19 protein-coding genes are annotated in these 19,942 nt (G+C 62.4%); 8 read left to right on the top strand and 11 right to left on the bottom strand.

What is annotated here, in order from left to right; genetic code table 11:
* The first annotated feature begins 170 nt into the window (after positions 1–170).
* The gene (locus tag FCU66_RS23265; protein WP_136618013.1) at positions 171–626 is read left to right on the top strand and encodes a MarR family winged helix-turn-helix transcriptional regulator; all 456 of its coding nucleotides are present in this window, start codon (positions 171–173) and stop codon (positions 624–626) included.
* A 26-nt stretch (positions 627–652) separates the two neighbouring features.
* Here FCU66_RS23265 and FCU66_RS23260 read toward each other — a convergent pair whose 3' ends face one another.
* Positions 653–1,831 carry an MFS transporter gene (locus tag FCU66_RS23260; RefSeq protein ID WP_136618014.1) on the bottom strand — a complete coding sequence of 393 codons (1,179 nt, stop codon included), beginning with the start codon at positions 1,829–1,831 and terminating at the stop codon, positions 653–655.
* A gap of 208 nt (positions 1,832–2,039) precedes the next feature.
* Here FCU66_RS23260 and FCU66_RS23255 point away from each other — a divergent pair, with 208 nt between their 5' ends.
* From FCU66_RS23255 to FCU66_RS23230, 5 genes are all read left to right on the top strand, one after another.
* On the top strand, positions 2,040–2,396 hold the full coding sequence (locus tag FCU66_RS23255) for an ArsR/SmtB family transcription factor (RefSeq protein WP_136618015.1): 357 nt from the start codon (positions 2,040–2,042) through the stop codon (positions 2,394–2,396).
* A gap of 251 nt (positions 2,397–2,647) precedes the next feature.
* Positions 2,648–3,439, top strand: a complete 792-nt coding sequence (locus FCU66_RS23250; protein ID WP_136618016.1) for a metallophosphoesterase family protein — start codon at positions 2,648–2,650, stop codon at positions 3,437–3,439.
* A 615-nt stretch (positions 3,440–4,054) separates the two neighbouring features.
* Positions 4,055–4,906 (top strand): SH3 domain-containing protein, encoded by an 852-nt coding sequence (locus FCU66_RS23240; RefSeq protein ID WP_342778191.1) that lies wholly within the window; start codon positions 4,055–4,057, stop codon positions 4,904–4,906.
* Between the two features lie 212 nt (positions 4,907–5,118).
* On the top strand, positions 5,119–8,616 hold the full coding sequence (carB, locus tag FCU66_RS23235; protein WP_136622390.1) for a carbamoyl-phosphate synthase large subunit: 3,498 nt from the start codon (positions 5,119–5,121) through the stop codon (positions 8,614–8,616).
* Between the two features lie 176 nt (positions 8,617–8,792).
* Positions 8,793–10,580 (top strand): AIPR family protein, encoded by a 1,788-nt coding sequence (locus FCU66_RS23230; protein WP_136622389.1) that lies wholly within the window; start codon positions 8,793–8,795, stop codon positions 10,578–10,580.
* A 41-nt stretch (positions 10,581–10,621) separates the two neighbouring features.
* Here the strand turns inward: FCU66_RS23230 and FCU66_RS23225 are convergent, their stop codons facing one another.
* The 6 genes from FCU66_RS23225 to FCU66_RS23200 form a co-directional block, all read right to left on the bottom strand.
* Positions 10,622–11,014, bottom strand: a complete 393-nt coding sequence (locus FCU66_RS23225; RefSeq protein WP_136622388.1) for a RidA family protein — start codon at positions 11,012–11,014, stop codon at positions 10,622–10,624.
* Positions 11,015–11,251: 237 nt separating this feature from the next.
* Positions 11,252–11,644: a RidA family protein gene (locus tag FCU66_RS23220; RefSeq protein WP_136622387.1), complete on the bottom strand. Its 393-nt coding sequence runs from the start codon at positions 11,642–11,644 to the stop codon at positions 11,252–11,254.
* A 266-nt stretch (positions 11,645–11,910) separates the two neighbouring features.
* Positions 11,911–12,375 carry a cupin domain-containing protein gene (locus tag FCU66_RS23215; RefSeq protein WP_136622386.1) on the bottom strand — a complete coding sequence of 155 codons (465 nt, stop codon included), beginning with the start codon at positions 12,373–12,375 and terminating at the stop codon, positions 11,911–11,913.
* A 333-nt stretch (positions 12,376–12,708) separates the two neighbouring features.
* Positions 12,709–13,452, bottom strand: coding sequence for a DUF899 family protein (locus tag FCU66_RS23210; protein ID WP_168992205.1), 744 nt, complete (start codon positions 13,450–13,452; stop codon positions 12,709–12,711).
* Between the two features lie 307 nt (positions 13,453–13,759).
* Positions 13,760–14,248 carry a GNAT family N-acetyltransferase gene (locus FCU66_RS23205; protein WP_136622384.1) on the bottom strand — a complete coding sequence of 163 codons (489 nt, stop codon included), beginning with the start codon at positions 14,246–14,248 and terminating at the stop codon, positions 13,760–13,762.
* 5 nt (positions 14,249–14,253) lie between these two features.
* Positions 14,254–15,156, bottom strand: a complete 903-nt coding sequence (locus FCU66_RS23200) for a lytic transglycosylase domain-containing protein (protein ID WP_136622383.1) — start codon at positions 15,154–15,156, stop codon at positions 14,254–14,256.
* Positions 15,157–15,337: 181 nt separating this feature from the next.
* Between FCU66_RS23200 and FCU66_RS23195 the strand changes: the two genes are divergently transcribed.
* Positions 15,338–15,907: a methylated-DNA--[protein]-cysteine S-methyltransferase gene (locus tag FCU66_RS23195; protein ID WP_136622382.1), complete on the top strand. Its 570-nt coding sequence runs from the start codon at positions 15,338–15,340 to the stop codon at positions 15,905–15,907.
* 33 nt (positions 15,908–15,940) lie between these two features.
* On the opposite strand, the gene FCU66_RS23190 is transcribed toward FCU66_RS23195, so the two are convergent.
* Entirely contained in the window at positions 15,941–16,270 is a 330-nt protein-coding gene (locus FCU66_RS23190; RefSeq protein ID WP_136622381.1) for a hypothetical protein, read from the bottom strand.
* A 277-nt stretch (positions 16,271–16,547) separates the two neighbouring features.
* Between FCU66_RS23190 and FCU66_RS23185 the strand changes: the two genes are divergently transcribed.
* Positions 16,548–16,760 carry a cold-shock protein gene (locus FCU66_RS23185; RefSeq protein WP_010910991.1) on the top strand — a complete coding sequence of 71 codons (213 nt, stop codon included), beginning with the start codon at positions 16,548–16,550 and terminating at the stop codon, positions 16,758–16,760.
* Positions 16,761–17,188: 428 nt separating this feature from the next.
* On the opposite strand, the gene FCU66_RS23180 is transcribed toward FCU66_RS23185, so the two are convergent.
* The 3 genes from FCU66_RS23180 to FCU66_RS23170 form a co-directional block, all read right to left on the bottom strand.
* Positions 17,189–17,782, bottom strand: a complete 594-nt coding sequence (locus FCU66_RS23180; protein ID WP_136622380.1) for a glutathione S-transferase family protein — start codon at positions 17,780–17,782, stop codon at positions 17,189–17,191.
* 317 nt (positions 17,783–18,099) lie between these two features.
* On the bottom strand, positions 18,100–18,948 hold the full coding sequence (locus FCU66_RS23175) for an EAL domain-containing protein (RefSeq protein ID WP_136622379.1): 849 nt from the start codon (positions 18,946–18,948) through the stop codon (positions 18,100–18,102).
* On the bottom strand, positions 18,945–19,835 hold the full coding sequence (locus FCU66_RS23170) for an EAL domain-containing protein (protein ID WP_136622378.1): 891 nt from the start codon (positions 19,833–19,835) through the stop codon (positions 18,945–18,947). The genes FCU66_RS23175 and FCU66_RS23170 overlap by 4 nt, the downstream gene beginning before the upstream one ends.
* Between the last annotated feature and the right edge of the window lie 107 nt (positions 19,836–19,942).

Here is a 19,942-nt window from a genome sequence, read left to right as displayed (position 1 = left end):
GGCACCGTGGGCAATCACCCTCGCACTGCCGGCAAAGCCATCTGATTTCATTTAGTGGCATATGCCACTATTCGTGAAGTAGGCATATGCCACTATCTTGTCAATGATCGCAACGAGGATTATTTGAGAGGCAGCGGCCGGGCATCATTCGTCGGCGCCAAGGATCCATCATGTCAAAGGACACCCTGCCCGGCCTGACCCTCTGCAACAACGCCATGCTGCGTCGCGCGGCGCGCAAGCTCGGCCAGTTCTATGATGATGTCATGGCGCCTTCGGGCCTGAAGGCCACGCAGCAGGGCCTGCTCTACCAGATCCATATCGGCAATGAGCCGGCGATGGGCGCCATCGCCGCGTCGCTGATCATGGACCTGTCGGCGCTCGGCCATACGCTGAAGCCGCTGATCCGCGACGGCTACGTCGAGACCTTCGCCGACCCGGACGACCGCCGCATCAAGCGCGTGCGGTTGACGCCGCAAGGTCTGGTCAAGCTCGATGAGGCGATGAAGCTATGGCACGTCGCCCAACAGCGCTTCGAGGACGTGGCGGGCAAAGACAAGGCGGAAAGGCTGCGCGCGGCTCTGGATGAGATCGCCGCGCTGGATTTCGATCTGCCGCCGGCCAGCTGAGCCGGCCGACGGATTTAGGAAAGGTTCTACTCGGCCGGCATCGCGACAGGCCGAGCCGCCCAGCGGCCGGCCAGCACGATGCCGAGCCCGATGATCGGGAAGGCCGCGGCGATCAGGCCAAGATCGGCCGGCGCGCCGTAACGCAGCACCGCACCGCCGACCACGGCGCCCAGCGCCACGCCGAGATAGAGCGCCGAACCGTTGAGCGACAGCACGATCGGGGCGGCGTCGGGCGCCAGCTTGATGATGCGGCTGGCCTGCGCCGGCGGGAATGCCCAGCCGACGATGCCCCACGGCACCATCATCGCCATCAGCGCCGGCCCGGCAATGTGCGGCGGCAGGAAGGTCGGGATGACCGACAGCATCACCAGCATGGCGGCGCTCAGTGCCAGCGACCAGCCGACGGTGCGGGTCGCGCCGAACCGGTCGGCCGCCTGGCCGCCGGCAATGTTGCCGATGACGGCGCCGACGCCGAAGGCGAGCAGCATGCCGGGCAGCGCGATCTGGCTGAGCCCGCCGCCCTCGATGGCGAGCGGCGCGACATAGGCAAAGACGGTGAAGGCGCCGGTCAGCGCCAGCAATGTCGTCACGAGGATCGGCATCACGCCGGGACGCATCGCTGCCGCCAGCCTGCGCTTCAGCGGCAGCTTGGTGCCGACAATGCCGCGCGGCAGCCGGTACCACAGGATCGCGCCGGCAAGCGCGCCGAGACCGGCGATGGCATAGAAGGTGCCGCGCCAGCCGGCGAAGGCTGCGACGAGCGCGCCGAGCGGTGCGCCGACCGCGACGGCGACCGTGGTGCCGCCGACGACGACAGCGATGGCGCGCGCCCGGTGATGGTCATCGACCAGCGCCACCGCCGTGCCCTGCGCGGTCGCCGCGAACAGGCCGGACGACAGCGCCATGACGATGCGCGCGATCAACAGCAATTCGAAGGAGGAACTCAAGGCGGCGGCGATGTTGCCGAGCACGAAGAACACCAGTGTCCACAGGATGACGCGGCGCCGGTCCCATTCGCCGGTCAGCGTCGCCAGGATCGGCGTGCCGACCGCATAGGCGAGCGCGAAGGCGGTGATCAGCGTGCCGGCCAGCGGAATGGAAATGCCGGCGTCCGCCGCGATGTCGGGCAGAAGGCTGGAGATGACGAAGCCTTCGGTCGAGATCGTGAACGATCCGAGCGCAAGCCAGAAGAGGCGCTTGTCCATGGGGCGATGTCCTTAGTTCAAAAGTTATTGAACAATTGGACATAACAGGGCATGATGTCAATGAAGCCAGGGAAAAATAGCTGAACCCTCCTGACAGCCCTGTGTCAGCACAGTCGGTCGGCACGGTCGCGAAGCGGAGAAACAGTGTGTACGGGCACAGAAGGACGCATGCGTTGAAATCAGCCCCGACTGTGCTTAGTTTCGGGCCATGACCTTGCCACACCCCAATACGGACCAGATCAGCCTGCCGATCGTGCTCGGCGTGCTCGGCGACCCGACCCGGCTCGCCATCGTGCGCTATCTCGCCAGCAAGCAAGGCGTGCCGCTGAACTGCAGCCAGTTCCTCGATCTCGGCTCGAAGACCAATCTGAGCTACCACCTGGCCAAACTGCGCGAAGCCGGCGTCACCCGCGCCGAGGTGGTCGGCACCAACCGCATGATCACGCTGCGCCGCGCCGATCTCGACGCCCGCTTCCCCGGCCTGCTCGACAGCGTCATCGCCGCCGCCGGCGACGATCCCGCCCTGCCCGCGGTCGGCGGCCACGATATCGAAATCCCGGCATAACAGAACTGGGGTTCCTCGCCCCCGCATCGCGGGGGAGAGGTGGCCGCGAAGCGGTCGGAGAGGGGGCCTTTTCGCAAGCTATACGTTTGAAGAAAGTTGAACCTCTTTGAACGATGGGCAGCGCCAAACCCCCTCTCCGTCTCGGCTTCGCCGAGCCACCTCTCCCCACTCCCGTGGGGGCGAGGAACCCAAGTTCTGCAAGATCCGCCTTTCGCCACCACCATTCGTCAAACGATGGAGCTTTTCAAAAGATGCGCATTGCCGTCCTCGCCGATATCCATGGCAACGTCCTGGCGCTCGACGCCGTGCTTGACGACCTGCGACAGCGCGGCGGCGCCGACCTGACCGTCAACCTCGGCGACAGCGTTTCCGGCCCACTGTGGCCGCGCGAGACGTTTGCGCGGCTGCAGGCGCTGAGCCTGCCGACGGTGCGCGGCAACCACGACCGCCGCGTCGCCGTCGACCCGGCCGACGAGACCATGTGGGCCTCCGACGTCTATGCGCAGGAGCGGCTGACCGAGACACAGCGCGAGGTGCTTTTCGCCCAGCCGCTGACGCTGGAGATCGCGCCCGGCGTCATCGCTTTCCACGCCCGCCCCGACCACGACGAGAAATATCTCACTGACGCGATCGTCAATGGCCAGTTGGTGCGCGCGCCGCTGGCGGCGATCCGGCGCCGGCTGAAGGCGCTCGACCCGGCCTGCCGCATCGCGCTGTGCGGCCACAGCCACCGCGCGGAACTGATCCGCATCCCCGATGGTCCCGTTATCTTCAACCCGGGCAGCATCGGCTGCCCCGCCTATGACGATTCGACGCCGCCGGCGCATGTCTCCGAGCAGGGTTCGCCGCATGCCCGCTATGGCATCGTCACCTTGGGCGGCGCGGGTGAGCCCGACCGCTTCGAGGCCATCGCCGTCGACTACGACCATGAGGCCGCAGCCAGACAGGCCGAGCAAGCGGGCCGGCCGGAATGGGCTCACGCGTTGCGAACTGGGTATATGCCGGAAGCCTCCCTCACTGCACAGCCAAGTTTCGGGTCATGACCAGGGCAATCGCTTCAGGTTTCGAATTCGCACCATCATCCTTTCCAGGCATTGGCGCTGCCCCTCACCTGNNGTATAGTGACGGGGAGAGGGGCGCTCTCATCGACGGTTTCGCCAATCACCAGCGTCATAGGATAGACGCCGAGGCCGCGGTCAGCCCCTTCTCCCCGTCACTATACGGGGAGAAGTGCCCGGCAGGGCGATGAGGGGCAGCGTTGACTTCGACAATTGGTGGTCTCCGCCACAAGTCGGAAACTTTCATTGATCTGAAGCTATTGCCCTGCGATCCTGACCCGCAAGCTAGATACGAAATGCTTTCAATCAGGTCGGGAGGATTAACCTGGCGAGGGGATCAGCTGGGGCTTCGAAACGAGCAGCAGGGTTTCTCCCGGACTCCAGCACCATGGGCAGCCGAATTTTCAGGCTTACATGGCGGCGCGTCGTCCCTTATAAAACCGGCCGGGCACGCGGCGGGCTCGATCCGCCGCGGCGTGGTGTTTTTGAGTATCAGCGCACGGCCAAATGATGAGGCGCACAGTTACGCTCCGAACAACCCTGCATGCGCTGATTGCCGCTCCGCTCCTGATGGCGGCGTGGCCGGCTATTGTCCCCACTATGGCTGAAGAGATGGCCGAAGAGGCGCCGGATCTCGTCATTTCCATCGTGACCGGCCTGGCGCCGGACGATCTTCTCAATCTCCGCACCAAGCCATCGCCGATCGGCAAGACCGAGACACGCCTGGCCAGTGGTGCGCGTGTGAAAAATCTCGGTTGCAACGACATTGACGGCCATCAGTGGTGCAAGGTTGAATCCGACGATCCGAAGGCCAGCGGCTGGGCGCCGGCGCGCTACCTCATCCCGCTCAATCCGGCCCCCTATGTCGAAGGCGAAACGAAGCCGGCTGATGCACCGGTGGTTGCCTCCACGGGCAGCGGCAATGAGGCCGACCAGGCATCGGCGAACAGCACGGTGGCCGCCGGCGCGGATGTCCCGGCCCAGCCGCCAGTCGCGCCGCCCGACCTGACCGCACGGCTTGGCGGCGCCGATCCGGTGGCTGACGCCGAAAGCACGTCGAAATCAGCCGCCGAGATCGGCCGGACGGCCATGCAGGATGCGTACGGCCTGGCCTTCGCTGCCCCAGTGCCTGACCCGCAAACGGTCGCGCGGGTGGAATCGCCGTCCGACCATGCCGCCGATGCCGCCAGCGAAATTCCGTGCGCCCGCTATGTCGGCGAGCCGATGACGCGTTGCGAGGTCAGTGTCGTGCGCAAGGGCAGCGACAACGTAGACGTCAAGGTCACCTGGCCCGATGGCGGCACGCGCGTCATTTCCTTCCGCGGCGGCCAGCCGGCCAGTTCCGACGCGCCCAGCAACTTCCGCTTCACCCGAGAGGGCAGCCTCAACATGATCCGCGTCGGGGTGGCCGAGCGCTTCGAGATCACGGACGCCGTCGCATTCGGGGATTAGTTGTCGGGACGAAGGCAGTAGGGCTTAGGCAATAGGGCTTGCCTAGTGCCTACTGCCCAATCCCTAATCCCTACCCTCATTTTCGGGGTTACATCCGCCAAAACTCTTCCCTATAAGGCCCTCCTAGCCTGATACCAGAATCGCGAGCACAACCGGCCGGGTCTTCCCGTCCCGGTTTTTTGTGCAAGCCGCCCGCCGAACGGAACTTCGCCATGCCAAGACGCACTGACATCAAGTCGATCCTGATCATCGGGGCCGGCCCCATCGTCATCGGCCAGGCCTGCGAGTTCGACTATTCCGGCACCCAGGCCTGCAAGGCGCTAAAGGAAGAGGGTTTTCGCGTCATCCTGGTCAATTCCAATCCGGCCACCATCATGACCGACCCGGAACTGGCAGATGCCACCTATATCGAGCCGATCACCCCTGAAGTCGTCGCCAAGATCATCGCCAAGGAGCGGCCCGACGCGCTGCTGCCGACCATGGGCGGCCAGACCGCGCTCAACACCGCTTTGTCGCTGCGCCGCATGGGCGTGCTCGAGCGCTACAATGTCGAGATGATCGGCGCCGATGCCACGGCCATCGACAAGGCCGAGGACCGCGCGCTGTTTCGCGAGGCGATGAAGAAGATCGGGCTGGAAACGCCGAAGTCGATGCTGGCCAACGCCACCGACGTCAAGAACACCGACCGCAAGACACACGAGGCCGAGCGCGCGGCGCTCAAGGCCGAGAAGCCGGCCGATCTCGACGCCGCGCTCGATGCCTTGGAAACCCGCTGGAACCTCGGCGAAGGCGACCGCAAGCAGCGCTACATCAGCCATGGCATGGCAATCGCCGCCCAGGCGCTCGACCATGTCGGCCTGCCCGCCATCATCCGCCCGTCCTTCACCATGGGCGGCACCGGCGGCGGCATCGCCTACAACCGCGCCGAATTCTACGAGATCGTCCAGTCCGGCCTCGACGCCTCGCCGACCACCGAAGTGCTGATCGAGGAAAGCGTGCTCGGCTGGAAGGAGTATGAGATGGAGGTCGTCCGCGACAAGGCGGACAATTGCATCATCGTCTGCTCGATCGAGAACATCGACCCGATGGGCGTGCACACCGGCGACTCGATCACCGTCGCCCCTGCCCTGACGCTCACCGACAAAGAATACCAGATGATGCGCAACGCCTCGATCGCGGTGCTGCGCGAGATCGGCGTCGAGACCGGCGGCTCCAATGTGCAGTTCGCCGTCAACCCGGCCGATGGCCGTCTGGTGGTCATCGAGATGAACCCGCGCGTCTCGCGCTCGTCGGCTCTGGCCTCCAAGGCGACCGGTTTCCCGATCGCCAAGATCGCGGCAAAGCTTGCCGTCGGCTACACGCTGGACGAGCTGGAGAACGACATCACCGGCGGCGCGACGCCGGCCTCCTTCGAGCCGTCGATCGATTACGTCGTGACAAAGATCCCGCGTTTCGCCTTCGAGAAATTCCCGGGCGCCGAGCCGGTGCTGACCACCGCCATGAAGTCGGTCGGCGAAGTCATGGCCATCGGCCGCACCTTCCAGGAATCGCTGCAGAAGGCCCTGCGTGGACTGGAGACCGGGCTGACAGGTCTGGACGAGATCGAGATCCCCGGCCTTGGCTACGGCGCCGCCAACCATGCCGACGACCGCAACGCCATTCGCGCCGCACTGGGCACGCCGACGCCCGACCGGCTGCGCATGGTGGCGCAGGCGATCCGCATGGGCACCTCGCTGGAAGACGTGCACGCCATGTGCAAGATCGACCCGTGGTTCCTCGAACAGATCGCCGGCATCGTCGCCATGGAAGCCCGCATCCGCGAGCACGGCATCCCCGAGGACGCCGTCAATTTGCGCATGCTGAAGGCGATGGGTTTTTCCGACGCCCGCCTCGCCTCGCTGACCAAAACCGACATCGAAGTGATTGCGAAGATCCGTGACAAGCTCGACGTTCATCCGGTCTACAAGCGCATCGACACCTGCGCGGCCGAGTTCGCCTCGCCGACCGCCTACATGTACTCGACCTATGAAGTGCCGTTCGCAGGCAGCCTCGCCAACGAGGCGCAGGTCTCGTCGCGGAAAAAAGTCGTCATCCTCGGCGGTGGTCCCAACCGCATCGGCCAGGGCATCGAGTTCGACTATTGCTGCTGCCACGCCGCCTTTGCGCTGCGCGACGCCGGCTATGAAGCGATCATGATCAACTGCAACCCCGAAACCGTGTCGACCGACTACGACACGTCAGACCGGCTCTATTTCGAGCCGCTGACGGCGGAGGACGTTCTGGAGATCCTGCGCGCCGAACAGGCGTCGGGCGAGCTGGTCGGCGTCATCGTCCAGTTCGGCGGCCAGACACCGTTGAAGCTCGCCGATGCGCTGGAGAAGGCAGGCATCCCGATCCTCGGCACCTCACCCGACATGATCGATCTCGCCGAAGACCGCGACCGCTTCCAGAAGCTGCTGCACAAGCTCGGCCTCACCCAGCCGAAGAATGGCATCGCCTATTCGGTCGAGCAGGCCCGCCTGGTCGCCGGCGAGCTCGGTTTCCCCTTGGTGGTGCGCCCGTCCTATGTGCTGGGCGGCCGCGCCATGCAGATCATCCATGACGAGGGCATGCTGCAAACCTATCTGCTCGACACCGTGCCCGGCCTGGTGCCGGAGGACATCAAGCAGAAATACCCCAACGACAAGACCGGCCAGATCAACACTCTCTTGGGCAAGAACCCGCTGCTGTTCGACACCTATCTGTCAGGCGCCATCGAGGTCGATGTCGATTGCCTGTGCGACGGCAAGTCGACCTTCGTCTCCGGCATTCTCGAACACATCGAGGAAGCCGGCATCCATTCGGGCGACAGTGCCTGCTCGCTGCCGGTGCACTCGCTGCCTTCGGAGCTGGTCGACGAGCTGGAGCGCCAGACGGCCGCACTTGCCCGCGCGCTCAATGTCGGCGGCCTGATGAACGTGCAGTATGCGATCAAGGACGGCACCGTCTATGTGCTGGAGGTCAACCCGCGCGCATCGCGCACCGTGCCCTTCGTCGCCAAGACCATCGGCCGCCCGATTGCCAAGATCGCCGCCCGCATCATGGCCGGCGAGACGCTGGAAGACGCCTTCGCCCATTACGGCGCCATGCCGGACCCCAGGAACCCCGGCCACATCGCGGTCAAGGAAGCGGTCTTCCCCTTCGCCCGTTTCCCCGGCGTCGACATCCTGCTCGGACCGGAAATGCGTTCGACCGGCGAGGTCATGGGCCTCGACCGCGACTTCGCGCTCGCCTTCGCCAAGAGCCAGCTGGGCGCCGGCGTAGACCTGCCGCGCTCCGGCACGCTGTTCGTCTCGGTGCGTGACGAGGACAAGAAGGGCATATTGCCGGCGGTGAAGCGCCTGGCCGGCCTCGGCTTCAAGGTGCTGGCCACTTCCGGCACGCAGCGCTTCCTCGCCGAAAACGGCGTCGACGCGCAAAAGATCAACAAGGTCCTGGAGGGTCGCCCCCACATCGAAGATGCCATCCGCAACCGCCAGGTGCAGATCGTCTTCAACACGACTGATGGCCAGAAAGCGGTGTCGGACTCGAAATCGCTGCGGCGAGCGACGCTGATGCAGAAGGTGCCGTATTACACCACGCTGTCGGGTGCGGCTGCGGTGGCCGAGGCGATTGCTGCGCTGAAGGCAGGGAGCCTGGAGGTCAGGCCGCTGCAGGAGTATTTTGCCTGAGGATTGGCGAACTGCTGTTAGCAGTTCTCGCTTTCAAATTGCTCGCCGCAGCCAACTGATATCCGGGCAATACCACGATCTAAAATAATACCACTCAGACGGTTAGCAAAGCGCCGGATACAGTAGACAGCCCCCGAGACGTCACGTAGGCTAACAGCCAAAGGGTGGGGGCCAAAATGAATCCAGTAATTCGCGCTCAAGTCAAGGATTACGCAAAATCCACGAGCATCGAGTCGGCAAGTCTTAGTGATCAATTTGAAATTTACTCGATATTTGCGACTTTAATCGGTCTGTTGGCCGAGTCCGCAGATGCCAACGATGTCCATTTGACAGGCACGGAGTTCGGTCTCGACGGGGTAGCAATATTAATACAAGGTGAAGTAGTTAGAACACGGCTCGAAGCAGAAGATAAGCTCGCCGCGATCAAGAATCCATCGATAGAATTTGTTTTCTTTCAGTCGAAAACTAGTCCAAGTTACGACTACGGTGACATTTCCAAATTTTTCGACGCCATAACTAGCTTTTTTGACGGCGATTTGCGAGATGAAAGCTCCCAATTGTCGGACTTAACCGAGGCGATGCTCGCAGTATATGAAGGGGTAGTTGGCAAGAAGAATCCTTCACTCAAAGCATTCTACATTGCAACCGGTAATTACGAGGAACCTCGACGCATCGAATCTTTGAAGAATACATTTGTTCGTCAAATGTCTGAGAAAAATATGTTTGACAGGGACAACCTTGACGTAGGTATTGTTGGGGCGCTTCAGCTACAGCAATGGTACCGCGCCGCAACAACATCTGTCGAGGCAGAAATTGAATTTACAAAAGCAGTCGTTATGCCAAAGAATAAAAAAGTGGACGAAGCCTACGTCGGATACCTTGAAGCTAAGCAGCTAGTTAAGCTGTTTACTTTGTTTGACGACAAATCAAACGCCATTGGTATTAATAAATCGGTTTTTGTTGACAATATTAGAGATTACGATCAAAAATCGAAGATTAACCAAGAAATAAAGGCCTCAGTTCTGGCGAGTGGAGGCGATGATTTTGCTTTTAGGAATAACGGCGTTACCGTTGTATCGAAAAGCATAGACCGCACCGGAGATCGATTCCACCTGGAAGACTATCAAATAGTAAACGGGTGCCAAACCAGCAATATTATATACGAATTGATTTTTGGGGAAAGCAAAGGGGCGGCTGAAGATTTAAATCTAATCGACCATATCGCTGTGCCATTCCGCCTAATTGGATCGAAGAACGATGACTTCGTCGCGTCAATCATTATCGGAACAAATAGACAAAACCCGGTGAAGGAAGAGCAATTCTGGGCGCTGAGGCCATTTTTAAAGAGCCTCGAGGAATATGCCAGATCGGTTGAGCCGGAAGAGATCATATATCTTGAACGGCGTGAAAACCAATATCGTGGCCAACAGGTCGAGCGCGTTAGGATAATTCAACCATCTTCGATGATGAAGGCCCTGGCTGCCGCGATTTTCTTCCAACCCAATCGTGCAGCTCGTGACTATCGGGGAATCATGTCGGAGTACGACAGCAAGATATTTAAGGACGATCATGACGTTAGGATCTATCATGCCTGCTGTTATCTGTACTACCGGATAGAATTCCTCTGGAGAAATCAGCGCATAGATAATAAATATAAGACGTTCCGATTTTATATAATATGTGCCGTTGGTTTAATTGTTACCCGAGGTAGAGACGTTTTTTCGATGAAAAAATCAGAAATAGAAAAAGTAGCGCAGAATATTATTGCATTGAGCAAGAATGAGGAGGCGCTTAAGGCGGTGGTTTATAGAAGCTCGTCGATATTAGACGACAAACTTAAGCAGTTTGGGACGCAGTCCCAGGAGAGGGTTCGGGACGCCATCCGATCAGAGTCGGTTTCTAACGAATTTAGGGAGATGATCCTGACCCAAGACATTCCTGAGGTGAAGAACTACATTTCATAGGAGGCTAACGATTCGCACTTCTGCTCGTTTCTATCCTCTCATCACGCCACAGCCACACACTCAATCTCAATATCAAACTCCATCGGCCATGACGCCACCGGCACAAAGCTGCGCGCCGGCGGGTTCGTAGAAAAGTACTTCGCATAGACCCGGTTGATGGCGTTGTAGAAGCCGGAATTGACAGCGTAGATGCGCACCATCACCACGTTTTCCAGCGAGGTGCCGGCCGCTTCCAGGCAATGTTTCAGCGCCTTCAGCGACGCCTCGGTCTGCGTTTCGATGTCGCCGCGCACCATCTCGCCGGTCACCATGTCCACCGGCGGCGTCGCCGAGATGAACACAAAGCCGTTGGCCTTCACCGCTGTCGAGCAGGGCAGGCCGAGCGCCCGCACCTTGGCCGACATGACCGGCACTTCGATGATTTCTTTCTTCATGGTGATCCTCCCTCTCGTTAGATGGGTTGGCGCAAAGGCCCCCTCACCCAGCCTCCGCTTTGCTCGGCTGACCTCTCCCCGAGGGGAGAGGAGGCTACAAGCGCTGGCGCCTCTTCTCCCCTCGGGGAGAAGGTGGCCGCGAAGCGGCCGGATGAGGGGGTCTTTGCGATAACCTCAGATTTCAGGGAGCTTATCCCGGCACTGGCGGAACGCCAGCGCCGACACATGGTCCAGGGCTCAACCCACCGCCACGCACTCAATCTCGATATCGAACTCCATCGGCCATGACGCCACCGGCACGAAAGTCCGCGATGGTGGATTTTCGGGGAAATGCCTGGCATAGACCCGGTTGATGGCGTTGTAGAAGCCGGAGTTGACGGCGTAGATGCGCACCATCACCACGTTGTCGAGCGAGGTGCCGGCCGCTTCCAGGCAATGTTTCAGCGCCTGCAGCGACGCCTCGGTCTGCACCTCGATGTCGCCCTTGACCAGCCTGCCGGTCGAGATGTCAAGCGGCGGCGTGCCGGACACAAAGACCAGCCCCCCGGCTCTGGTCACCAGCGACAGCGGCACGCCGAGCGCGCGCACCGCCGCCGACAGCACCGGCACTTCGATGATTTCCTTCTTCATGGCACTCTCCCTGGGTTTGCAGGGAGCTTATCCTGACGCGGGTGGAACGCCAGCGGTTCTTCCCTTCTCCCCTTGTGGGAGAAGGTGGCGCGGCGCGCTAGCGCCGGGTCGGATGAGGGGTGCTGGAAGAAATGAGGCGTTGCTGATTCTCGCCCTGAATTACTTTCATAAATGACCGTATTGCCAAGCTGGAACACCCCTCATCCGACCTCGCTTTGCGAGGCCACCTTCTCCCACAAGGGGAGAAGGAAAGGCATGGTCCAGAACTACCCCTGCCCCGGATACGGCGTTCCATCCTTGTGCAGGAAGCGCCCGTCAGAGCTCGGGCTCATCATGTCGATGTCGGAGCATGTGATGACATCGTCCGGGTTGCGCGAGCCGACCTCCAGATAGAGCGCCGTCGTCGACGACCGGTTGATTAGATGATGGCCATTGCCGCTGTTCTTGGCAAAGGTCGCGCAGCCCCCTGCCCTGAGCAGCGTCTCGCCGCCATCCTCGACCAGCGTCAGTTCGCCCTCCAGCAGATAGACGAACTCGTCCTCATGGCTGTGCCAGTGGCGCTGGCTGGACCAGCCGCCGGGCGGCAAGGTCATCAGGTTGACGCCGAAATCGGTAAGGCCGCCCGCATCGCCCAGACGGCGACGCGTGCGGTCGGCGCAGGGGACATCGAAGGGCGCGGGGTAGCCGGAGCCCTTGCGGACAGGCACGGCGGATAGGTCGATCTTGGGCATGGGATGCTCCCTCGGATGGATGCTCGCAGTGTAGTTCGCGGCGGGCGGAGGCACAGAGCCACCTTGCGGCAGTTGGTTTGCCAAGGGGCTAGCATTCACGGCGGCGCTCTACGGCGCCCCCCTCTGTCCTGCCGGACATCTCCCCCACAGGTGGGGAGATTGGCAGCTTGGGCGCCGGCTTTCTTCTTGCAACATTGAAAATTGGCGAAGGCGGGCGCGACATCCAATCTCCCCCCAAGTGGGGGAGATGTCCGGCAGGACAGAGGGGGGCGCCGTAGAGCGCTGACTCTCGAATGGGGGCTCCAGTTTTGGCGACGCCTAGAAGGCGGCCCCTCAATGGCAACACGCCTCCCCATACTGCAGCTGTTCACTCCAACTCGGCCGGCCTTCCGGCGTAAAATCCATCAAATTCCACAGGATCTCACAGGTGCCGATGGCGCGCGGATCCTGGCCCGGCTCCGACGGTGCGAAGCCGAGTTCGGACGACCAGAAATGGCGGATGCCGTGGGCGTCGCGATGGAACACCGACAGCAGCGGGATTTGTGCACCGTCGGCATCCTCGGCATTGTAGTCGCGCTTGAAGCTGTTGGCGGCCGACGACACCAGCCGCATGTTACGCCAGCCTCTGTCGCGGCCGAGCGTGACCAGGTTTTCGAGCTTGGTCTTGCCCGCCACCGCGAAATTGAAGCCGGCGGCTTCGAGATGGCCGACCGCGCCGTCGAACTGGTCGAGCAACGCCGTGCAGGACGGGCATGGCTGATCCGGGCGCGCCAGCTTCGCCGTGCCGCCGCTGGTCGCCACCTCGCGCGTCTCCTGCGGATGGCGCGGAAACATCATGTTGTAGAGGATCAGCGAGTCCTTGCCGGGCGCGAACAGCTCCGAAAGTTTGACCTTGGCGGGCCTTCCATCTTTATCCAGCCCGTCGAACTCATAATCCTGGCGGATCAGCCCGCCCGGCGGCAACGCGCGGCGCGCGACGGCGACCTCCTCCATGGCGCGGCGCAGCTCGATTTCCTTGCGCAGCAGTTTTTCGCGCGCGGTGCGGTATCTGGCGGATTCGTTGGGAAAGGTGATCATGATCGGCTCCTTCAAGTCGCAGCGCCGGTGTCCCGGCGCGGTTGCTCTGCGACCCAAGGACGTTTCGCGACGATCGGTTCCGACATTTTTGCACAGAGCAAGACGATGACGGGCCAAACCTTCCCGAGCGTTGGAGAACGCTCCTGCGCCGCGGGCACCGGACAGTCCAGATCGGCAACGCGCCGGATATTTGAGAACGGCCCGGCCCTCCGCTATGGCTCCCTGCCCTTTGGGCAGGCCGGGTTTTCACCGTTCGTCGCCTCAATCGACAAATCGTTGTCGATTGATCGGCTGCGCCGACCGCTCCTTACCCAGCCCAGGCGACCTCGAACATGCCGAGCCGCTCGTAGAGCCGGACGGCGGCGACGTTCTCCACCGTGTTGGTCTTGAGGTCGACATGGTCGGCGCCGCGTTCGCGAAAAATGGCGAAGGCGTGCCACATCAGTGCCTCGGCAATGCCCTTGCCGCGCGCCTCGGGATGAACGGCGAGGTCCTTGACGAAGGCGCGGGTCCAGCACAATGCCGCTGCGGCCAGCCGGCCCTTGGCGTCGATGACGAGGAAACACAGTGCCGGGTCGAATTCGGGATCGTCCGATACGCGCGGCCACCATTCGTCGAACGGGCCGTCAGCGCCGTCGTCGAACACTTCGGTCAAAAGCGCATGCAGGGCCGGCGCGTCACCGGACTCGAGAGAGCGCATGACAAAGCCCTCCGGCCAATGCGGAGGAACCAGCGTCTCGTCGAGGATCTTGCGCAGCCGGATGTCGTTCAAAGCCGGCGGGCGCGGTTCAGGCATTGCGCTCAGGCGTCGGGCTGCAGACGGCGGCGCTGGCGGTCGGTGCCGAGGCCGGTCGCCTCGAGCAGGCCCTTGCGCTTGGCGTCGAAATAGTAGCCGGTCTGGTAGAGCCAATCGGCCTTCTTGGCATTGCCGCCGGCCACCAGCCAGGCTCCGCGCAGATATTTGACCGCGTATTTCAGATTGGTCTCGGCGTCGAACAGGCCCTTGGCCGGCCCGTCATAGCCCATGCCGCGCGCCGTCGCGTGCTTGATCTGCATCAGCCCCCAATGGCCGTTGTTGTAGGCTTTCGGGTTGAACGTGCTCTCGCGGTTGACGACATGGCGCACCAGATCGACCGGCACCTGGTAGATCGCGGCGTATTTCTCGATCAGCCGCTCGACATCGCCACGCACGCCCGTCGCGTGTTCTTCTGTCGGCCCGACGGGACCCTGCACCAGGGCAGCCGGATTCTGCGGCACGACATAGGCGACCTGCTGGACGCCGGGCATCCGGTCGCCCTTGGCGGTCGCCGGCATGACGAGCCCCGCGGTCGTATAGGTCTCGGCCGCCTTGACCGGCTCACCCGCAATGGCCGGCGCAGGCGCCTGCCAGGCATTGGCGGTCATCACGGCAGGCACGGCTGGTGCCGCCGGCGTCGACCCGGCAAAGGCGGCGGTCGCTGCCGCCGGTTGTGCGGCAGGATCGAGCGGCAGTTCGGCCGTCTGAACGGGAGCAATACCCGAGGATTCCGGCAGCACCGAAACGGTCTCCGGCAGCGGCACGGTGAAGCCGGCATCAGTGCCGGCGACGGTCGCGGTTTCGGTAAGAGCAGGCGCGGACTTCATCTGCGAGGTCGACGTGCAGCCGCTGATGCCGGCGGCGGCCAGGATCACGCCGATCGCGATAAGGTTGAGTTTTGCTGGCAAGCCGCGCTCGGGTCCGGTTTGTCGGGTTGTTAAGAAATCCCTTACACCAGCGATTCATGAGCGGCAATCGGGGCCATCCGGTGGTTTTCGGGTGGCGAGACTTGGCCTCTGATGCCATATTGTTCTGGATATGTACTGGGACGAATCCCGGTTTTCGCCACTTTGCGGAAAGGAACGCATCATGGACACGACATCTTCGATCACGGCCGGCCACGCAGTGTTAGAAACAGTGATCGGTTTCATGGGCATTGCGTGGAGCGAAAAGGGCCTGATCCGGCTCTGCCTGCCCGAACGCAGCCGCGAAGCGGTGGAGCGGCGCCTGCTGCGCCATGGCGGGGTTTCCGCCTCCACGACCCAGCCGCCATGGGTGGTCGAGCTGATCGCAGCGATCAAGGCCTATGCGGCGGGCGAGGACGTCGATTTCTCCGGCGTGCCGGTCGATCTCGACGGCATCGACGATTTCCGCCTCGCCATTTACGACGCGGCGCGAAAACTCTCCTTCGGCGAAACCACCACCTATGGTGAGCTGGCCAAAACCGCCGGCCATGCCGGGCTCGCCCGCGAGACTGGCGCCGCCCTTGGCGCCAATCCGGTGCCGCTGGTCATCCCTTGCCATCGCATCCTCGCTGCCGGCGGCAAGATCGGCGGCTTCTCGGCGCCGGGCGGCTCGGTCACCAAGGAGAAGATGCTGGCCATGGAAGGCGTGCGCGTCGGCCCACCGCCACCGGCGCAGGTTTCCTTCGGGTTTTGACGGCTGCGGCCGAGAGCCTAGTTATCTAGTTATCTAGTCATTATGGAAGAACCGCCGGCGGAAATGCCGGTCATTGTCCGGCCGCTTGCAGTTGTAGACCGGGCAGGACTTGGTGTCGGCGCTCGGCACGTAGGCGCGCGTCCTCACCTCGCCCATGGTGCAGAATTGCTGGCTCTGCACATAACGGTCATAGAGCGGCAACCCCGGCACCCGCGTCGACTGGTAGCGCAGGATGACGGCGCCCTGCCGGGCGATCGTCGCCTGAACCTTGCCGCAGCTCATGCGGGTCGGGTCGTAGCGCGAGACCGCCTGGGCCTCGGCGGCAATAAGCGTCAGGCAGGCGGCAAGCAGAATGGTTTTCATGGTCCTCTCCCCTGATCCGCCGCTCGAGGACAGCGTGATCTGCCGCAACGTTTTCAGCAGATTGGGGCAGCCGTTGGGCAGCGCCTCGATCACGGCTTTCTCACGCAGTCTTGTTTTTTATGCGAAACCAGCCTATATGCGTTCCATTGATATTTCGGCCGATCGATCCGGGCCTCGCGATCTTCGCGTTTGCTGACGTCTATCTCCAAAATCTCGATGCACACCGGCTGGACCTCGGTCTGGTCAAACTAAAGCAAATGTTGAAGGACTATCTAAAATGGCAACTGGAACGGTCAAGTGGTTCAACGCCACCAAGGGCTTCGGCTTCATTCAGCCTGACGCGGGTGGCGCGGACGTTTTCGTCCACATCTCCGCTGTCGAGCGTGCTGGACTGTCGACCCTGGTCGAAGGCCAGAAGATCAACTTCGAGATCGAGCAGGACCGCCGCACTGGCAAGTCGTCCGCTGGATCTCTGAGCAAGGCAGCCTGATTTTGCGAACAGCGCGCGCCGGGCGAGAGCTCGGGGCGCGCGGCAAGTCACGGATGTACTGACAGTCGCGCGAGAAGCGCGCTGGAGCGGAAAGACCCGACAGACTGGATCAGCAGATAGCTGCCAGCCCGGACCGGACGCTCCCGATCAGGCTACCAAGCATGGGAAGGCGGGATTTATCCCGCCTTTTTGCTGTCTGGGGTTGAGCGCCCCCGACGATACAGCGTCCTTCTCCCCGTCTCTATACGGGGAGAAGTACCCGGCAGGGCGATGAGGGGCGGCGCCGACGCTTCAGAACTCGTCGCAAAGCCAAAGCACAATCTGTCAAAGGTTGGCGCCGCCCCTCATCTGGCTGCCGCCATCTTCTCCCCGTATGGAGACGGGGAGAAGGACGCTGTGGCACCGCTTTCGCCAATCGTCGGCGTTGCTTACCCCACCCACTCGATCGGCACATGCCCCGGATCGGCCTCCACCCTTTTCAGCCAGGCGGCCACCGCCGGATAGGCGTCGAGCTGGAAGCCGCCCTGCTCTGCCGTATGCGTATAGGCATAGAGCGCGATGTCGGCGACGCTGAGCGTGCCGCCGGCGAAAAAGGCGTTGTTTTCCAGATACTTGTTCATCACGCCGAGCGCCTTGTTGCCGCGCTCCAGCGTCACCGCCAGCCGCTCCGGCGTCGCATCCGCGGCTCTTTCGGGAAAGGTCAGCAGCGCCTTGCGCACGGCGATGTAGGGTTCGTGGCTGTACTGTTCGAAGAACAGCCATTGATAGGCGAGCCCGCGCTCATATCTGTCGACCGGCAGGAAGCGCGTGCCTTCGGCGAGATAGAGCAGGATGGCGTTGGATTCGGCCAGCCGCCGACCGTCATCGAGCTCGAGCAGCGGCACCACGGCGTTCGGGTTCTTGGCGACAAAATCGGCTTTGCGCGTGTCGCCGGTGTGCGAGCTCACCTCGACATTGGTGAAGGCAAGGCCAAGCTTGGCCATCAGCAGGCGCGGCTTGTAGCAATTGCCGCTGTCGATCATGCCGTAAGTATCATGGCTGTTCCCCAGAGCGCAGTCTCCACTGGCGCAACTATCGCAGCCGCGGCGCCCTCAACCAATGATTTGTTTTGGTAGGATGATCAGCGGCGCTGATGCAAGCGTCCTTCTCCCCGTTTACGGGGAGAAGTGCCCGGCAGGGCGATGAGGGGCGGCGCAGCGCATCAGAATTATCGCCTTCGAAGCTGAGCTACACGGCGACAAGTCAGCGCCGCCCCTCATCTGGCTGCCGCCATCTTCTCCCCGTATAGTGACGGGGAGAAGGACGCTGTGGCACCGCTTTCGCCAATCGCCAAGGTTGCCTAGCCGAACAGCGGCACAACCTTGTTGTCTCTACCCAACAAGGCATCGATCACGAGCGGCTCTTCGTTGAAGATCGTGCCGGCCAAGGCCGGACGGGCGAGAAGAAAACCCTGCAGCAGGTCGACGCCACCTTCGAGCGCGACACGCAGATGGGTGGGCTGCTCGATGCCTTCGACCAGCACCTTTGCGCCACGGTCATGCAGGCTGGAAACCAGCGGACGGAAGAACCGCTCGGCGGCTGCGTGGCGGCAGAACTCGGCGAACCAGGTGCCGTCGATCTTGACGATGTCGGGCTTGAGCAGGCTCACCCGCTCCTCGGTCGAGTGCCCGGTGCCGAAATCGTCGATGGCGATGCGGATGCCGTCGCGCCGCATTTCACGCACCAGCCGGGCAAGAAGCACATCATCGGCCGCCTGTTCGGTGATTTCACAGACCAGCATGGCCGGCGCGAGGCCGAAATCGCCGAGATGCCTGGTCATCAGCCGGATCTCGGCCAACGCCCGCCCGGGATGGTCGTTGATCAGCGGATTGTAGTTGAAGAACAGGTCGAGCCCGTCGACGCCGATGTTGCGAAAATTCCTGAGATGCAGCGCCCGGCACATGGTCTCGACAAACAGCCGGTCCGAGGCGGCAATGCTTTCGAAGAAAACCCGCGGTGCGCCGGGCCGGCCGGCACGGTGCGGCTCGATCAGGGCTTCGACCGCGACAGCATGAAGGAACCGGCCACGCGGCGCGAAAATCGGCTGATAGGCGCTGCGCAGCCGGAACTCGCCATGGATGCCGTATTCGATGCCGACTTCGTCGACCTGGATCGCATCGCCGACATTGCGCCGCCGCTCGGGCCTCATGGCGCCACCTTGCGCCCGAACGCCTTCACCGGCCGCGCCGAATGCGGTGCCGGGGCGGGAGCAGGCGTGTCGCCGACAGCGACAGATGCCTGCCTGGTCTTGTCGAACACGCGAAAACTGGTCGGCGCCAGTTCGGGCCGCGCCAGCACGAAACCCTGCACCATCGATGCTCCCGATTTCTCGGCAAGCTCCAATTGCCAACCCTCTTCGATGCCTTCGAACACCGTGCGGATGCCTTGCTCCTCGAAGCTTTTCACCATGGTGGTCAGCAGCGCGAAGCCGGCGCCGGAGTCCATCAGCTGGGTGATCCAGTAGGCATCGAACTTGACGATATCCGGCTTCAGCTCCTTGATGCGGTTGATGTCGGAATCGTCGGCGCCATAGTCGTCGACGGCGATGCGAAAGCCATTGGCCCTCAGCGCCGCAACGAAGCTGTGCAAGGTCTCCTGCGACGCCGACCGCTGCTCGGTCACCTCGCAGACGACGCGGCGCGGATCGATGCCGGCCTCATGCAGCACCAGCCGCATTTCGCGCAAGGCCGCGTCGGCTACGGTGCGCTCGGTGAACACCGAAGGGTCGAAATTGACGAAGATCGACGCCTCCTGCGGCAGGCAGGCGCCGGCGTTCAGAAGATGCAGCGTCCTGGTCAGCGCCTCGATATGCAGGCGGTCGGCGGCCGGACAGGTGCTGAAGAAATTCATCGGTGATTGCGGCTCGCCGTCGCGGAACGGCCGGATCAGCCCTTCGAACGCGACCACCGACAGTTTGCCTTCGTCGAAGGCGAAGATCGGCTGGAAGGCGCTTTGCAGCGTGTAGATGCCCCAGACACCGGTGGAGGTGCCGTCGTCCTGACGGATGATGTGGGCAAGCCCGATGCTGCGCGACACGGTTCCTCGCTTCGCAAGTGGTCTGCGATCCTGCCACTCAAGCCTCTACCGTCTGTTAATGAATTTATTGTTGCCGATCACGGCTCCTTGAGACCTGGATCAGCCGA

It is taken from the genome of Mesorhizobium norvegicum (assembly GCF_004919685.1).
Classification (GTDB): domain Bacteria; phylum Pseudomonadota; class Alphaproteobacteria; order Rhizobiales; family Rhizobiaceae; genus Mesorhizobium; species Mesorhizobium norvegicum.
The sequence above is the reverse complement of the archived record's forward strand: the minus strand, read 5'-3'. Positions and strand labels throughout refer to the sequence as shown.

Coding starts and splice junctions, on each gene's coding strand:
- FCU66_RS23265 (WP_136618013.1), top strand. CDS start 171: ATGTCAAAGGACACCCTGCCCGGCCTGACCCTCTGCAACAACGCCATG.
- FCU66_RS23260 (WP_136618014.1), bottom strand. CDS start 1,831: ATGGACAAGCGCCTCTTCTGGCTTGCGCTCGGATCGTTCACGATCTCG.
- FCU66_RS23255 (WP_136618015.1), top strand. CDS start 2,040: ATGACCTTGCCACACCCCAATACGGACCAGATCAGCCTGCCGATCGTG.
- FCU66_RS23250 (WP_136618016.1), top strand. CDS start 2,648: ATGCGCATTGCCGTCCTCGCCGATATCCATGGCAACGTCCTGGCGCTC.
- FCU66_RS23240 (WP_342778191.1), top strand. CDS start 4,055: ATGGCTGAAGAGATGGCCGAAGAGGCGCCGGATCTCGTCATTTCCATC.
- carB (WP_136622390.1), top strand. CDS start 5,119: ATGCCAAGACGCACTGACATCAAGTCGATCCTGATCATCGGGGCCGGC.
- FCU66_RS23230 (WP_136622389.1), top strand. CDS start 8,793: ATGAATCCAGTAATTCGCGCTCAAGTCAAGGATTACGCAAAATCCACG.
- FCU66_RS23225 (WP_136622388.1), bottom strand. CDS start 11,014: ATGAAGAAAGAAATCATCGAAGTGCCGGTCATGTCGGCCAAGGTGCGG.
- FCU66_RS23220 (WP_136622387.1), bottom strand. CDS start 11,644: ATGAAGAAGGAAATCATCGAAGTGCCGGTGCTGTCGGCGGCGGTGCGC.
- FCU66_RS23215 (WP_136622386.1), bottom strand. CDS start 12,375: ATGCCCAAGATCGACCTATCCGCCGTGCCTGTCCGCAAGGGCTCCGGC.
- FCU66_RS23210 (WP_168992205.1), bottom strand. CDS start 13,452: ATGATCACCTTTCCCAACGAATCCGCCAGATACCGCACCGCGCGCGAA.
- FCU66_RS23205 (WP_136622384.1), bottom strand. CDS start 14,248: ATGCCTGAACCGCGCCCGCCGGCTTTGAACGACATCCGGCTGCGCAAG.
- FCU66_RS23195 (WP_136622382.1), top strand. CDS start 15,338: ATGGACACGACATCTTCGATCACGGCCGGCCACGCAGTGTTAGAAACA.
- FCU66_RS23190 (WP_136622381.1), bottom strand. CDS start 16,270: ATGAAAACCATTCTGCTTGCCGCCTGCCTGACGCTTATTGCCGCCGAG.
- FCU66_RS23185 (WP_010910991.1), top strand. CDS start 16,548: ATGGCAACTGGAACGGTCAAGTGGTTCAACGCCACCAAGGGCTTCGGC.
- FCU66_RS23180 (WP_136622380.1), bottom strand. CDS start 17,782: ATGATCGACAGCGGCAATTGCTACAAGCCGCGCCTGCTGATGGCCAAG.
- FCU66_RS23175 (WP_136622379.1), bottom strand. CDS start 18,948: ATGAGGCCCGAGCGGCGGCGCAATGTCGGCGATGCGATCCAGGTCGAC.